The 14,387-nt window shown below is 48.0% G+C and carries 14 protein-coding genes and 1 tRNA gene; 11 read left to right on the top strand and 4 right to left on the bottom strand.

Annotated elements, in window-relative coordinates; all coding sequences use genetic code 11:
- Positions 1 to 69 precede the first annotated feature (69 nt).
- The 6 genes from ACN08Z_RS04410 to ilvA all read left to right on the top strand — a co-directional run bounded on the left by ACN08Z_RS04410 (position 70) and on the right by ilvA (position 7,178).
- On the top strand, positions 70 to 1,563 hold the full coding sequence (locus ACN08Z_RS04410) for a S8 family serine peptidase (RefSeq protein ID WP_419103378.1): 1,494 nt from the start codon (positions 70 to 72) through the stop codon (positions 1,561 to 1,563).
- Positions 1,564 to 1,789: 226 nt separating this feature from the next.
- Positions 1,790 to 3,175 carry an NAD(P)/FAD-dependent oxidoreductase gene (locus ACN08Z_RS04405; RefSeq protein ID WP_419103377.1) on the top strand — a complete coding sequence of 462 codons (1,386 nt, stop codon included), beginning with the start codon at positions 1,790 to 1,792 and terminating at the stop codon, positions 3,173 to 3,175.
- A gap of 137 nt (positions 3,176 to 3,312) precedes the next feature.
- Positions 3,313 to 3,386, top strand: a tRNA-Leu gene (locus tag ACN08Z_RS04400).
- 212 nt (positions 3,387 to 3,598) lie between these two features.
- The gene (locus ACN08Z_RS04395) at positions 3,599 to 4,468 is read left to right on the top strand and encodes a Bax inhibitor-1/YccA family membrane protein (RefSeq protein WP_419103376.1); all 870 of its coding nucleotides are present in this window, start codon (positions 3,599 to 3,601) and stop codon (positions 4,466 to 4,468) included.
- Positions 4,469 to 4,600: 132 nt separating this feature from the next.
- Complete coding sequence (locus ACN08Z_RS04390; protein WP_419103375.1) at positions 4,601 to 5,848, top strand: AI-2E family transporter; 1,248 nt, start codon at positions 4,601 to 4,603, stop codon at positions 5,846 to 5,848.
- Between the two features lie 76 nt (positions 5,849 to 5,924).
- Positions 5,925 to 7,178 (top strand): threonine ammonia-lyase, encoded by a 1,254-nt coding sequence (gene ilvA, locus ACN08Z_RS04385; RefSeq protein ID WP_419103374.1) that lies wholly within the window; start codon positions 5,925 to 5,927, stop codon positions 7,176 to 7,178.
- A 111-nt stretch (positions 7,179 to 7,289) separates the two neighbouring features.
- On the opposite strand, the gene greA is transcribed toward ilvA, so the two are convergent.
- Together greA and ACN08Z_RS04375 are read right to left on the bottom strand one after the other, a co-directional pair.
- Positions 7,290 to 7,787, bottom strand: coding sequence for a transcription elongation factor GreA (greA, locus tag ACN08Z_RS04380; RefSeq protein WP_419103373.1), 498 nt, complete (start codon positions 7,785 to 7,787; stop codon positions 7,290 to 7,292).
- 134 nt (positions 7,788 to 7,921) lie between these two features.
- On the bottom strand, positions 7,922 to 8,344 hold the full coding sequence (locus tag ACN08Z_RS04375; protein ID WP_419103372.1) for a DUF4307 domain-containing protein: 423 nt from the start codon (positions 8,342 to 8,344) through the stop codon (positions 7,922 to 7,924).
- 188 nt (positions 8,345 to 8,532) lie between these two features.
- On the opposite strand from ACN08Z_RS04375, the gene mca reads away from it, so the two are divergent.
- Positions 8,533 to 9,474 carry a mycothiol conjugate amidase Mca gene (mca, locus tag ACN08Z_RS04370; protein ID WP_419103422.1) on the top strand — a complete coding sequence of 314 codons (942 nt, stop codon included), beginning with the start codon at positions 8,533 to 8,535 and terminating at the stop codon, positions 9,472 to 9,474.
- A 72-nt stretch (positions 9,475 to 9,546) separates the two neighbouring features.
- A complete protein-coding gene (locus ACN08Z_RS04365; protein WP_419103371.1) occupies positions 9,547 to 9,831 on the top strand; it encodes a hypothetical protein in 285 nt (94 codons plus the stop codon).
- A 32-nt stretch (positions 9,832 to 9,863) separates the two neighbouring features.
- Here ACN08Z_RS04365 and trhA read toward each other — a convergent pair whose 3' ends face one another.
- Positions 9,864 to 10,550: a PAQR family membrane homeostasis protein TrhA gene (gene trhA / locus ACN08Z_RS04360; protein WP_419103370.1), complete on the bottom strand. Its 687-nt coding sequence runs from the start codon at positions 10,548 to 10,550 to the stop codon at positions 9,864 to 9,866.
- Positions 10,551 to 10,710: 160 nt separating this feature from the next.
- On the opposite strand from trhA, the gene uppS reads away from it, so the two are divergent.
- From uppS to ACN08Z_RS04345, 3 genes are read left to right on the top strand one after another with little or no spacing between them, the layout of a single operon-like run.
- Positions 10,711 to 11,472: a polyprenyl diphosphate synthase gene (gene uppS / locus ACN08Z_RS04355; protein WP_419103369.1), complete on the top strand. Its 762-nt coding sequence runs from the start codon at positions 10,711 to 10,713 to the stop codon at positions 11,470 to 11,472.
- Between the two features lie 19 nt (positions 11,473 to 11,491).
- Positions 11,492 to 12,025 carry a prepilin peptidase gene (locus ACN08Z_RS04350; RefSeq protein ID WP_419103368.1) on the top strand — a complete coding sequence of 178 codons (534 nt, stop codon included), beginning with the start codon at positions 11,492 to 11,494 and terminating at the stop codon, positions 12,023 to 12,025.
- 24 nt (positions 12,026 to 12,049) lie between these two features.
- Positions 12,050 to 12,535 carry an NUDIX hydrolase gene (locus ACN08Z_RS04345; protein WP_419103367.1) on the top strand — a complete coding sequence of 162 codons (486 nt, stop codon included), beginning with the start codon at positions 12,050 to 12,052 and terminating at the stop codon, positions 12,533 to 12,535.
- Positions 12,536 to 12,558: 23 nt separating this feature from the next.
- On the opposite strand, the gene ACN08Z_RS04340 is transcribed toward ACN08Z_RS04345, so the two are convergent.
- A complete protein-coding gene (locus tag ACN08Z_RS04340; RefSeq protein ID WP_419103366.1) occupies positions 12,559 to 14,313 on the bottom strand; it encodes a pyruvate dehydrogenase in 1,755 nt (584 codons plus the stop codon).
- Between the last annotated feature and the right edge of the window lie 74 nt (positions 14,314 to 14,387).

Below are 14,387 nucleotides of genomic sequence, written 5' to 3'. Positions count from 1 at the left end.
AGGTATTCAACACCGTTTGATCGTGATGTTTGTTGTTTTTCTTGAGATAACATTCTTTGGGGAGAGCCTATGCCTAACCACATAACGCCTGATTCTTGTTCTTCGATGCCTTCATCCTCGCACCGAATGAGAAAATATGCCTGTTTCACGGCAACACTATTACTGAGTATTTTTGCGCTCTCTTCGGCATCGGTGGCGCAACCTGTGGCTGCACCGACTCCTACACCAAAGTCATCAGCTTCACCTGCACCGCAACCACCGAGCGCCCCTCAAGTACCAAGCGTACCGTCAGAACCTCCAAGGGTGCTTCCCTCGATACCGACTATTGAGGTACCTGAAGGTGATGCTGTTCGCGCACGAGAATACTGGCTTAAAGATTATGGTTTTAGTTCCGTCTGGAAAGAAGCTACCGGACGCGGTATCACCGTTGCGGTGATTGATACTGGCGTAGACCAAAGCCACCAAGACCTTAGAGACAACGTTTTACCCGGTACAGACGTTTCCGGTGTTGGTTCTGCTCGAGGGTGGAAAGGTCTTGGAGTTGAGCCTGAACACGGAACAATGGTGGCCTCATTAATTGCGGGGCATGGGCACCGCGACCCCCAAACACCGTCCTTCTCAGGGGTCGGCGGTAAGCGTCCAGCTGGCATGATTGGAGTGGCGCCAGAAGCTAAAATTCTTCCAATATCTTTAGAAATTGGTACTGTCTCTGAAGGCGCTAAAAGTATTGATGAACAACTTCCTGAAGCCGTACGATACGCGGTAGATCACGGCGCCGATATTATTAATCTTTCTGTCGGCTCAGATAGCACAAACTGGCCAGAACAATGGGATAGCGCCTTCGCCTATGCCGAGGAAAAAGGCGTCATCATCGTAGCCTCTGCCGGTAACCGTGGTTCTGGTATTACGCAGGTAGGCGCTCCTGCAACGATGCCGGGGGTGCTGACCGTTGGGGGAGTGAACCAAAATAAACAAGATTCTTGGTCTTCATCTTCTCAGGGCATTTCGATTGCTGTTGTCGCCCCCAGCGAAAACCTTATGGGCGCTACTCCCGATAACAAATATGCGGTGTGGTCAGGCACTTCTGGGGCAGCACCTATTGTCTCGGGTTTGGCAGCTCTCATTAAAGAAAAATACCCAAACCTTACTGCTTCACAGATTATCCAGCGTATTATTTCTTCAGCTGATGATGCTGGAGAAACGGGGCGAGATGCCTTGTACGGGTATGGCATTATTAATCCAGCAAAAGCTCTGAGCTCTAAAACCTCTGATGACGTTCAAGAGAACCCTTTAGGGTCTATGAGCCAATGGATACAGGTCCATCGTAAAAGCCAGAGCCAGCCTGCTCCTAGCGCGAGTGTTCCGATACACCATGCTGATGAGAATATTCCAGTGGCATCGGCACCGAAACCTCGTCGTCCAGTTGAAGATTCTGCGATTCTGCCACTTATTGTGTTGGGCGGATTTTTTCTCTGGGCATTTATTATTACGAGATTTTCTATTCGTTCGCTAAGTCAGCTAGTCAGAACCCATCAAAAGAGGCGTAGACCACAAGGTCGATAAAATCAAGAATCAAGAAAAGCTAAATCCTTGAAGAAAAAAATGCCCTGTAGAGTAGGAAAACTTCGGCTTAAGTGGCAAGATAGCATATTGAGCAATTGTCCTCTCACCGCGCTGTTTTGCGCTCTAAAGGATGTTGTACTTTTAATAGTTAAACATGCGGTGCAGACACAGATACGAGTGCATAGACAGCTCCCGTATCTCAACCTAAGGAAGTAGCAAAATAAATATGGCATTCACCAAACTAGCTCAGGATCGTCCTCGAGTTCTCATCGTCGGCGGTGGCTACGTAGGATTCACCGTCGCCAAAAAAATTCAGAAGACCATTAAAGAAACTGGCGGTATCGTTACCGTTGTAGACCCTAACCCTTATATGACTTACCAGCCCTTCTTGCCAGAAGTTGCTGCAGGTTCTATGGAAGGTCGCAACGCTACCGTTCCTCTACGCCAGCACCTCAAGAACTGCGAAGTTGTTGGTGGCCGAGTCACCGCAATTAACCATGCAACTCGCACCGCAACAATCGAACCCATCGACGTTGGAGAATCTTTCGAGGTAACGTACGACGAAATCGTCATCGGTGCAGGTGCTGTTACTCGTGCATTCCCCATTCCTGGTCTTGCAGAAATTGCTATCGGTATGAAGACCGTAGAAGAAGCAGTTTCTGTCCGTAACTGGGTTCTTGAGCGTATCGAAGTTGCTTCCATGCTTGATGATGCAGATGAACGCCGTCGCGCCCTCACCTTCGTCATTGTTGGTGGCGGTTTCGCTGGTGTCGAGACCATCTCCGAACTTGAAGATATGGCTCGTGTAGCGGTAGAACGTAATGGTCGCCTTCGCGTATCTGACCTTCGCTTCGTTCTCGTTGAAGCTGCACCTCGTATCATGCCTGAGGTTCCTGCAGACCGTGCGGAGAAGGTTGTTGAAGAACTCCGTGGACGCGGTATTGAGGTTCTTCTCAACACCTCCTTGGCAGACGCTACTGACGGTCACCTCGCGTTGATTAACATGGGAGATAAGTCTCCTGCCGGTGAACTTGATACCGACACCCTCATTTGGACTGCTGGTGTTGCAGCATCCCCAATGCTCAAGAACACTGACCTTCCTTTGGATGAGCGTGGACGTGTACGTGTCGGCGCAGACCTACGTGTTACCGGCGACGACGGTGTGATTGAAGGTGCATGGGCAGCTGGCGATAACGCTGCTGTTCCTGACCTTTCTGGTGGCGGAGTCGGCGGTTTCTGCGTTCCTAACGCACAGCACGCTTCCCGTCAGGCTGTTAAGCTTGCACAGAACCTATTGGCTTCTCGTCGCGGTGAAGCACTCACCGACTACTACCATGAGACCATCGGCGTTGTTGCTGGACTCGGCTTGTGGAAGGGTGTTGCGAACTTCAAGGGTAAGACCATTGGTGGACCTCTTGCATGGTTGATGCACCGTGGATACCACGGTATGGCGATTCCTACCGCTGAGCGTACTGTACGTGTTATGAGCATTTGGGCGTTGAACCAAATCTTCGGTCGTGACACTTCTTCTATCCGCCATCAGCGTTCTCCACGTCGCGCATTCCAAAGCGCAACCGGAACTGCTCCTGAAAAGAGCAAGGCACGCCTGTAATAAAAAGTGCGTTCAACGCAATTTTATGGCTATAATAATGTCCTGTGCCTAGAGTTATCTAGGTGCAGGACAACACTATTCGTTCTATACGGTATAGTGGTAAGGTAGTTGTTTTCTAAAATCTAGCTGCCGATATTGCTCCTATAGCCCAATTGGCAGAGGCAGAGGACTTAAAATCCTTGTGTTCTGGGTTCGAGTCCCAGTAGGAGCACAGACAAAAGGTGACCCCATCAGTACATACTGATGGGGTCACTTTTTATACACGATAAGAATTCTGAGCTCCTATGCCACGATACTCAGCCTCTCTAAAAACTGTTAGAACCCTAGGAAATACTGTGCTTTTCACCAAAAGTCCCCACGAATATCACGGTTCTCCGATAGTCTGGTAGAGACAGAATTATAGAACTAAAGGAGATTGTTCTCGTGGCAGGCAACCCCCTCATCAATTCCATGCTAGATTCTCAAAAGAAGGATTCTCGCTTTGGACAATTCGGCGCTGGTGGCGCATACTCCAACGGTCAGAGCTCTTCCGCACCGTACGGATATACACCTACCTCACCTCGTGAGGAGACTCCTACCGCCGCTGACCTCAACGCAATGTACCAGTCCCCCAGTGCAACAAGCGCTCAAACGGGGCAGATGACCATGAACGACGTCATCGTCAAAGTTGCTATCAACTTTGTTATCCTACTGGTTGGCGCAGCCGCATCGGTGATGTTCCCCATACTCGTTGTAGCCGGTTTAGTCGGTTCTATTGTTCTAGGACTTGTTAACGGTTTCAAAAAAGAAGTTTCTCCCGTACTTGTGATGGCATACGCCCTAGCACAGGGTATGCTCCTTGGCGGTTTCTCCGCCATGGCAGAAACACGCTACCCCGGTATCGTTGGGCAGGCTGTTCTAGCAACCTTCATCGTCTTTGGTACGGTTCTGGTTCTCTTCCGCAACGGTAAATTGCGTGAATCACCTAAGATGACGAAATTCTTCACCATCGCAGCTATCTCATACGCAATTTTCTGTCTCGTCAACCTTGGCATGACCCTCTTCGGCGGAACAAACGTTCGCAGCATCGAAGTCATGGGCATTCCTCTCGGTCTCATTATTGGGCTCTTTGCTGTTGCTCTGTGCGTATACTCCCTCATTCTTGACTTCACCCACGTCAGCGAAGCTGTGCGATACGGTGCACCAGAACGTGAATCATGGCGCATGGCATTCGCCCTGACCTCATCTCTGGTATGGCTCTACATCGAGATTCTTCGTATCCTCATGTACGTTCGTGAAATGATGGAACGCTAAACGCCAATAAAGCATTAAACGTCAGGGCACACGATACCTATCGTGTGCCCTGACGTTTATATACAACCTTTTCTTACGTTTGTTTCGCCCCGAAAATAACGACTTGTCTAAAGATGTGAAAGAATAGTATGCATGAGCGAAACTACCCCCTCACCAGTACCGAAAAACCATGTTGAACAAAGTTCTTGGTACCACGGCGACGAACGATACATTCCATTTGCCCTACGCACTGCTGCCGCTTGGTCGTGGAGACTCATCATCGTCCTCTTCGCATTAGCTTGCCTCCATTGGGTTGCCGCAAAAATTAGTATCATTATTATTTCTATCGCCGTGGCAGTACTGCTCGCTGCGCTCATATCACCAGCGGTATTTTTCCTGCGCAAATACGGTCTTAGACGAGGATACGCAACAGCTATCGTCGAGTTAGGATTCATCGCGCTTGTTGTTGGACTACTCACCCTTGTCGGACAACAAATTACCTCTGGATTCTCTTCACTATCAGATGAGATTGTGCAGGGGTACCACACTGTTCTCGGGATGATTGATCAATCTCCTCTTACCCTAGACCTGAAAGAAATAGACTCACACTTTTCGGAGTTTACACAATTCGTCAAAAATAACTCTGACTCCATCCTCTCGGGAGTTGCCTCACTCGGTTCTACCGCTGCCGATATCGGAACTGGCACAGCCCTTGTCCTTTTCACCCTGATTTTCTTCCTTCTTGAAGGTGAAAGAATCTGGATTTTCTTGGTAGGGCTTTTCCCTGTAACCGCACGTGAAGCAGTAAACGGCGCCGGACGTCGTGGCTGGCGTTCTCTCGTAAGCTACGTCCACGTCCAAGTCTTTGTTGCCTTCGTGGACGCTCTTGGTATCGGTTTAGCAGCGTTCTTCCTCGGAGTCCCGCTAGCTATTCCACTGGGCGTACTCGTATTCCTTGGCTCTTTTATCCCTATTGTGGGTGCTCTCGTAACCGGCGCAATTGCAGTGCTTCTAGCGCTTGTTGCTAATGGATGGTTTAACGCTCTGATTATGTTGCTAATGGTTCTGCTCGTACAACAGATTGAATCACATATCCTTCAACCCCTAGTAATGGGCAAAGCCGTCTCCTTACATCCTCTCGCCGTAATTTTTGCGGTAGCTAGCGGAACTATCCTTTATGGGCCACTTGGTGCGTTGTTCTCTGTGCCTGTTCTTGCCGTGATGAATACCATCGTGCGTTATCTGGCCCGACGCGAGTGGGAAAAAGACCCAGAAATTCGTACTAAAGAGTTTCTCTACGACCATGAAATTGCTCGTAAAAAACGTAAAGCTGTGGCTGATAAAGTCAAAGAACGTCTTGAACGGCTTAAAGAACACGAACAAGAAGAATCAACACTATAACTGCACTACTCTTGAGATAGTTTTTGTTTCTTACAACTATTCTTCGGATATTCTCTAACGCATAAAGGAAACACCTGTGTCCACTGTTTCAACACAATTACCTGTTCAATATGCAGATATCGAACAAGCCGCTCATCTTCTCAAGCCGGTCATTGAACGCACACCGGTGGACCACTCCTTAGCACTATCAGAAATGATTGGCTCAGAAGTTTACTTTAAATGTGAGAACCTACAACGTTCTGGATCTTTTAAAGTACGCGGAGCATACGTCCGTATGGCAAAACTTACTGAAGACGAAAAATCACGTGGAGTAGTTGCCGCCTCAGCAGGTAATCACGCACAAGGCGTCGCTTTAGCTGCCCAACAACTAGGCATTAAAGCGCGCATCTATATGCCTTTAGGTGCAGCTCTTCCGAAAGTTGCTGCAACTAAAAGTCGTGGGGCACAGGTTATCTTGCACGGCGCAACCGTTGACGACGCCCTAGCAGAAGCAAAACGTTATGCCGAAGAAACTGGCGCCGTTTTTGTTCACCCCTTCGATAACCCTGATATTATCGCAGGTCAAGGAACTATCGGTATTGAAATCCTAGAACAAGTACCTGATGTTGAAACTATCATCGTCGGTGTTGGCGGGGGAGGGCTACTTGCTGGTCTATCTGTTGCTGTTCGAGAACTTGAACAAAAAACTGGTCGGAAGATTCGTATTATTGGTGTTCAAGCAGAACATGCTGCAGCATACCCACTCTCTTTAGCTGCTGACGCTTTAGTGCCCCTGAAAAAAGTATCTACCATCGCTGACGGTATTGCTGTCGGGCGACCTGGGCAGATGCCTTTCTCCATCATTAAAGAACTTGTTGATGACGTGCATACCGTCTCTGAAGATGATATTGCTCGGGCACTCATCTTTTTGATGGAACGTAATAAGCTAGTCGTAGAGCCGGCAGGGTCTGTTCCTGTTGCTGCTTTGATGGATGGAAAACTCCTCCAACAATACGGAAACCTTGGGACAACAGTATGTTTGCTCTCTGGCGGAAATATTGACCCAATGCTGATGCTCAAAGTAATTCAACGAGGACTTTCAGCTGCTGGACGGTACTTAACTATCAAGATGATGTTAAATGACCGCCCTGGCGAGCTAACAACTATCTCATCCATTATTTCTTCTTTAGATGCGAATGTGACCGGAGTAGACCACACACGTGTCGGCGGTGCCCTTTCTATGGGAGATGTTTCTATCACCATTGATATGGAAACGAAAGGAAATGAGCACATCCAGCAGGTGCTTGATGGTCTTACAAGTGCTGGCTATAAGCCAATCGTCGTATACTAAAACATTGATTAAACGTGTTGTAATATGCATGATGCCACCGCATTTGACCCATTGCCAGGGTATGCGGTGGCATCACTGTTTTGAGCCGAGTAACGGCGTCAGCGGAGTTTCTTAGCCTTCAAAAGGAACGACAGAAATAATCTTCACATCAATTGTCTTACCGGTGGGCGCAACATATGAGGTTTCGTCACCAGCACGGCAACCCAAAATAGCAGAGCCCATCGGTGAATTTTCAGAAAAGACCTGAAGACCAGAATCACCGACCAAAGAATCTGCAACCTCACGTGAACCGAGCAGGAATTTAAAAGGTCTACCAGCAAGTTCGGCTTCTACCACCATTCCAGAGTCGACAACTCCGTCATTATGTGGTGCTTCGCCAATTTGAGCGTTCTCGAGCAACTGAGTTAGCTGAGCGATACGTGCTTCGTTTTTGCCTTGCTCTTCACGGGCAGCATGGTAGCCACCGTTTTCTTTGAGGTCACCCTCATCACGAGCAGCCGAAATACGATCAATAATTTCTTGACGGTAAGGGCCAGAGATATGTTCTAGTTCTTTTTTGAGGCGGTCGTATGCCTCTTGGGTGAGCCAAGCACCTTCATGAGCGCTCATATATCTTCCTTTCATAAAATCTTGAGCCTAAGGAGCTATCTGTCGGCTATCCTCAACCTCAAAATTAGAGTAGTTGTAGCGAACTTTACCCGTTCTAACATGCAAGTGCTAGTTTGTGGTGTGAATTCTAAACCTTATGACGAGGTTCGCATACTCCAACAGGTATCAACGGTCGCGGTGACAGCGGGGGAGAGAACCCGTATGTTAACAGTTTGAACATGCACTCGAGACGAGCTCTCACCAGCGGTATCGGCAGGAATGGTGACTTCTTTCCAACCAACTGGTGCACGTGAAGAGTTCAACGCTTTAACCGCGCAGACGGCTTTCACCTGAGGGTCCTTGAGCACTTCAAAAGTCAGTGATACTTCATCGGAACTGGTGAGCTGATGTGAAAGATCACGCGCTTGAGGAGATGTTGCTGAAGAGTCACTTTGCACCCACCAAGCGAAAAGCATCGAGATGATGGTAGCGCAACCAGCTAAAAGAACCCATACCCACGTCGGTATGTTCCTTTGAGCAGGCTTCCTGCCATAGCGTGAATCTAAGCTAGTTGTCACGACATCCTTCGTTCATATTCGTTAACCTAGATTGGGTTATCACCATCAGATATTCGCTAGAATAGAGTGTCCTCTTGCTCTCGCATCATCTGCTGACGTTCTAGATGTACTATTTTAGCTACTCTAACGAAAAAATATTGGAGTTCTTCGTGACCGACTCAAAACACCCTAACAGTATCCTCAAAGATATGGTGCCTTCACCCTTAGCAGAGGACTATGCAGGACTACGTATTTTAGCGGTACACGCACACCCCGATGACGAGTCTTCTAAAGGCTCTGCAACAATGGCAGCATATATACATCGTGGGGCACGAGTTATGGTAGCAACGATGACTGGCGGAGAACGCGGCGATATTCTCAACGAACAGGTGAATGAAAACCCTAAAGCCCACCGAGACCTCCCCGGTGTCCGACGTGAAGAAATGGCAGAAGCTGCCAATATTATTGGTATTGAGCATCGTTGGATAGGGTTTGTAGATTCTGGACTACCTGAAGGTGACCCGCTACCAGAACTTCCTTGGGGCTCTTTTGCAACACTGCCTCTAGAACAAGCAGCTGCACCGTTAATCCAACTCGTGAGAGAATACCGTCCACACATTATTCTGAGCTACGATGAACGAGGCGGATACCCTCACCCCGACCACATTATGACCCACCGAGTCGCAATGGAAGCTTACGACAAATCCGGTGACGAAAAAGCATACCCGCAATTAGGGAAACCATGGGAAGTTCAAAAAATATACTATGACCGTGCTTTCAACCCAGAACGTATTAGAACCTTCCACCGATACCTCACGAGCACCAAAGGTGAAAGTCCTTTCACCCAGTGGGTGGCTCGTCTTGATGAGAGAGAAGAAGACGAAAAACGTCATCCTTCGCCGTACCCCTCCCACCAGACAACGACACGTATCTCGTGTTGGGAGTTTTTTGAAACCCACGACCGTGCACTTCTTGCGCACCGCTCACAGGTTCGCCCAACCGATGCATTCTTCGCGCTCACACCTGAACAGCAAAAAGAAATCTGGCCTTGGGAAGAATACGTATTAGCAAAAAGTAGAGTCCACTCAGAACTACCAGAATGGTGCTTTGCAGAAGGAATCGACTATAAGAGTTCCGAACCTAACGCGTAGAATAAGAGACAGCTCTTCTCGTGACAAGACTATCCTTAGAACAACAACGACCAAGAAAATCTGGTGTAACGCATGACGTATCTTTTTGCTGTTGTGGAGACAGCCCAACTTCTGGCAAACTCAACCACACAATATAATCAGGACGGCTCACCAACGGGTTCTCCAGGGTTCCTTGGATTTGTCGCAACTTTCACCGTAGGTGTCTTCATCATCTTGTTGATGTTGGATTTTACGCGCCGTGTACGTCGTATGAGGTACCGTAACCAATACGCTATGGAACAAGAATCACAACAACGTCAGCAACCCCAGACGGGCGATAACGATACTTCATCTAAACCCTCACCAACAGAAAAATAAATAAAGTGCGCGCTGTCTTCACCAGAATATTCTTATGCGTAGAGGGAGAACACCACTGCGATATAGTGCAGAATAAAACCGATAACCGTGCACACATGGAATAACTCATGAAACCCAAAAATATGGGGAGCAAGATGAGGTCTTTTCGTCCCATAAAAAACAGCGCCAAGAATATAGAAAGCGCCACCAGCTGCAATAAGAATCGTTGCGATGACAGAAACCTTCCAAAAATCTTGAAGGTAAAACACCGCCATAAGACCCATCACCACATAAATAGGGGTATAAAGCCAGCGTGGAGCGTACGTCCATAACACCCTAAAAAGAACCACGCCTAAGGCACAGCCCCAAATACTCCATAAAAGAATCTGACGCTTTGGGCCGTTAAGGAGCGTAAACGCAAACGGGGTATATGTTCCGGCAATAACCAGCGCAATGTTAGCGTGGTCAAGACGTTTGAGAAGAAGACGCACCCGATCTTCCCAATACCCTCGGTGGTACATTCCAGAAACACCAAAAAGTATGACACCGGTCAACGAGAAAATAGCGCACGCAACTGCTAAAACACCACCGCCAGAGAGCACCACAAGAACAATCCCTGCAATAAAAACAATGGGAGAAAAACCAGCATGTATCCAGCCACGCAGCAGAGGTTTCTTTTCAAAAGGACGATGAGAAGTATCTGACGATAAAGAAGTTGAAGAAGATGAACGGTGTGTCACTGGTGAACGCCAATCCTAAAAATGTGGTTTCCTCCATTATCTCTGCGATACTCATTAAGGACAAGAGGCAATAAACATTGTGGAACGACTTCAGCACGGTACGATGAAAGAAGACGTTGTTTACTCAAACCAGAAGAAAATATGACATAAGGAGCTATAGGTGGAAGATTCCTCATCAACTCAAAGCCTTGAACAGCTTCAGATGTTTCAGAACATTCCGCCCCAGAAACTTCCACAACACGTGGGTGTCCTTGTCGACGGCAACAGAAGATGGGCAGCACAACAAGGCAAAAACACCAAATACGGGCATCAACGTGGAGCCCAACGCATTATCGACTTCCTCCAATGGTGCCAAGAACTCAACGTCCCCATGGTCACCCTCTACATGCTCTCCACTGAAAACCTCAAACGAGACCCCGAAGAATTACAAGACCTCCTCGACGTCATTGAAAGTCTTCTTAAAGAACTCACAGATAAACGTCTTGCAAAAATACATGCGGTAGGAAGGCTCCACGCCTTACCAAAAACTCTGACACAGAGCATCAACAAAGCAACAGAAGCAACTCAAGACATCAACACACTACAAGTCAACATTGCCGTTGGATACGGTGGAAGACAAGAAATCGTCGATGCCGTCAAAGAACTTCTACAACAAGCACAGCAGAGAGGAACCTCTCTCGAAGAACTAGTACAACAACTAGAAACTTCAGATATCAGCGAACACCTCTACACCCGTGGACTACCCGACCCCGATCTTTTAATTAGAACCTCTGGAGAACAACGCATCTCAGGATTTCTCACATGGCAATCTGCCTACTCAGAGTTCTACTTCTGTGAAGCGCTCTGGCCAGACTTTACCCGAACAGACTTCGTTCACGCCCTAGCCGACTACGCCCTCAGACAACGACGTTTCGGCTCCTAAACACCATAGAAGAACCACCATGCTGAATATCATCGTTGAATACTTTCATCGTGGAACAGTGCTCAGTAACACGCAAGGAACCATACTAAGCCTAACCCTCATATACTTCATCTATCGAGCCATCGAACTGAGCATCATCGACATACGAGAACACCGACTACCTAACCGTATCGTTCTTCCGCTATACCTGACGATTATGCTACCGCTCATAGCGGTATACCTCCTTGAACACAACATCATCGGTGTTAAAAATACCCTCTACTCAGCTGTGTTCTTAACACTTTTCTACTACGTACTACGAGTATTCTCCCGCGGTGGACTGGGCCTAGGAGACGTCAAACTCTCCGGAATCCTTGGAGCGCTCACCGGTTTCATATCACCTATGACTCTATGCTGGGCAACCTTGCTCACCTTCACCTTAGGTGGCATATATAGTCTTATCATCCTCCTACAACGCACCAAAACACCACAACAACACATCGCCTTTGGCCCGTTTATGCTCCTTGGCACCACCCTTGCAATACTTTTCCCACCATCAAACACCCTTTTCTAAAACCCAAAGGAACTCTAAAACACTATGCCAACACCATCATTTATCACCAAACTACGTGAAAAAATTGGCAACGACATGCTCTGGCTCTCCGGCGCAACAGCCGTCATCCAACGACAAAGCGACCAAAAGATTCTGCTGGTTCAACGAAGTGACTCCGGAGCATGGACACCCATCACAGGAATCGTCGACCCCGGAGAAAACCCAGCCCTAACCATTCGCCGAGAAGCTCAAGAAGAAGCGAACGTCAGCATCGAAGTTATCGCCTTAGCACAGCTCAAAGCAGACCCTCCACACACCTTCAACAACGGTGACCAATGCCAATTCCTTGACCACACCTTCTACTGCCACTACATCAGTGGAAAAGAACGCGTCAACGACGAAGAAAGCACACAAGTTCGTTGGGTAAGCCTTGAAGAAGCCCAAGAACTCTGCTCCCCAAGGATGCTTGACAGAATAGACGCCGCCTTGCACTGGCAAGACGGCGTCCGATTCGGCTACGAACAAGCCTAAAACACTAAAGACCGTTCACAAACCTAAAGAATCTGCCTCCAAGCACTCATATTACGCAGATTCGAACGAGCCATAGCAACAGCCTCACCAGCACCACGATTAAGAGCAATCTTCGATAGCGAGGAGGCAAAACCAATAATTTGTTTTGCCTCAACTTCTGGAGGCATCGAAAGAGCATTAGGATCTGTCACAACATCCACCAACGACGGACCACGGTGCTCCAACGCCTGACGGTAAGCATCCTCAAGATCTTCTGGATTTGTCACACGTTGAGCCTGAAAACCCATCGCCTGAGCAATATCCGCATAATTAACCTCAGGAACGTCTACACCATAATCCTCAAAACCTTGAACTAACTGTTCAAGCTTGACCATCCCCAACGTCGAATTGTTAAACACCACCACGGTCATCGGCAGGTTATACATCTTGGCTGTGAGCAAGTCTCCAAGAAGCATCGACAAACCACCATCACCCGAGACAGAAATTACCTGACGTTCAGGATGAGAAATCTGGGCACCTAATGCCATCGGCATCGCATTAGCCATCGACCCATGTAAAAACGAACCTAAAAGACGACGTTTTGGACCTGGCGTAATATAACGAGCCGTCCACACATTACACATTCCCGTATCAGCCGTAAAAATAGCGTCCTCAGCAGCAACTTCATCCAGTACTGTAGCAGCATATTCGGGGTGAATGAGCGCAGAAGTATTAGGATCCTTTGCGTAAGCATTGACAACTTTCTCCATAATCTTCTGATTCTTTTTCACAAGAGTCTCAAGAAAACTACGGTCTTCTTTTCTCGAAACCAACGGAAGAACACCGTTGAGAGTTGTCTCAATATCGCCTTCAACAAGCAACCCCACATTAGTACGTCGGCCCATCACCTCAGCACGACGATCAATCTGAATCGTCTCAGTATCAGGCAAGAACTGGTCATAAGGAAAATCCGTGCCCAAAAGCAACATCAGGTCAGCTTCCTTAAGACCCTCAGCTGCCTCACCATAACCTAACAGCCCAGTCATTCCCACATCGTACGGGTTATCGTATTGAATGAACTCTTTACCCCTCATCGTATGTCCGATAGGAGCACCGATTTTTTCGGCAAGTTCAATAACGCGCTCGCGTGCTTGAGCTACCCCAGCACCGGCAAAAATAGCGACTTTTTGTGCTTTATTGATGCGTTCTGCAATTTCTTTAAGCGTCTCAGAGGTTGGGGTTAAGGCCGCTCGACACAAAGTACCCCATTCGGGAACTGCTTCGACGGCATCTTCTGAAGCAATATCGCCGGGGATAGAGACGACGGCAACACCGTTCCGAGCAATTGCGTGACGCATTGCTGAATTGACAATGCGCAATGTTTGTTCGGGGGAGACAGCCATCTCGTTATAAACAGAGCACTCTTCAAAGATTCTTTCGGGATGGGTCTCTTGAAAATAACCGGTGCCGATTTGTCCCGAAGGAATATGCGAGGCAATAGCAAGAACTGGAGCTTGAGAACGATGCGCGTCGTATAACCCGTTGATGAGGTGAGTATTTCCCGGTCCGCAGGAACCTGCACAGACCGCTAGTTTGCCGGTGAGTTGTGCTTCAGCTCCAGCGGCGAAAGCTGCAACTTCTTCATGCCGGACGTGTATCCAGTCGATTCCTCCATTGTCTGAACCGCCGGATGCTCGTACTGCATCAACAATCGGGTTTAGAGAATCTCCTACTACACCATAAATTCTTTTAACCCCAGCTTCGATGAGTTGCTGGACAATCTGTTCTGCTAACTTCATGGAAAACCCCTCAATCGTTATCAGTATTCTTACGGTTAACGATAGACCCGTTTCCTAAGAACATCTAGAGTCAA

The organism is Rothia sp. P7181 (assembly GCF_048513015.1).
In the GTDB taxonomy this organism is placed as follows: domain Bacteria; phylum Actinomycetota; class Actinomycetes; order Actinomycetales; family Micrococcaceae; genus Rothia.
This window is presented reverse-complemented; position numbering and strand designations above follow the sequence as displayed.

Excerpts from the sequence above, each read along its gene's own strand:
- ACN08Z_RS04405 (WP_419103377.1), top strand. The coding sequence starts at position 1,790 with ATGGCATTCACCAAACTAGCTCAGGATCGTCCTCGAGTTCTCATCGTC.
- ACN08Z_RS04365 (WP_419103371.1), top strand. The coding sequence starts at position 9,547 with ATGACGTATCTTTTTGCTGTTGTGGAGACAGCCCAACTTCTGGCAAAC.
- ACN08Z_RS04410 (WP_419103378.1), top strand. The coding sequence starts at position 70 with ATGCCTAACCACATAACGCCTGATTCTTGTTCTTCGATGCCTTCATCC.
- ACN08Z_RS04340 (WP_419103366.1), bottom strand. The coding sequence starts at position 14,313 with ATGAAGTTAGCAGAACAGATTGTCCAGCAACTCATCGAAGCTGGGGTT.
- mca (WP_419103422.1), top strand. The coding sequence starts at position 8,533 with ATGGTGCCTTCACCCTTAGCAGAGGACTATGCAGGACTACGTATTTTA.
- greA (WP_419103373.1), bottom strand. The coding sequence starts at position 7,787 with ATGAGCGCTCATGAAGGTGCTTGGCTCACCCAAGAGGCATACGACCGC.
- ACN08Z_RS04345 (WP_419103367.1), top strand. The coding sequence starts at position 12,050 with ATGCCAACACCATCATTTATCACCAAACTACGTGAAAAAATTGGCAAC.
- ACN08Z_RS04350 (WP_419103368.1), top strand. The coding sequence starts at position 11,492 with ATGCTGAATATCATCGTTGAATACTTTCATCGTGGAACAGTGCTCAGT.
- ACN08Z_RS04390 (WP_419103375.1), top strand. The coding sequence starts at position 4,601 with ATGAGCGAAACTACCCCCTCACCAGTACCGAAAAACCATGTTGAACAA.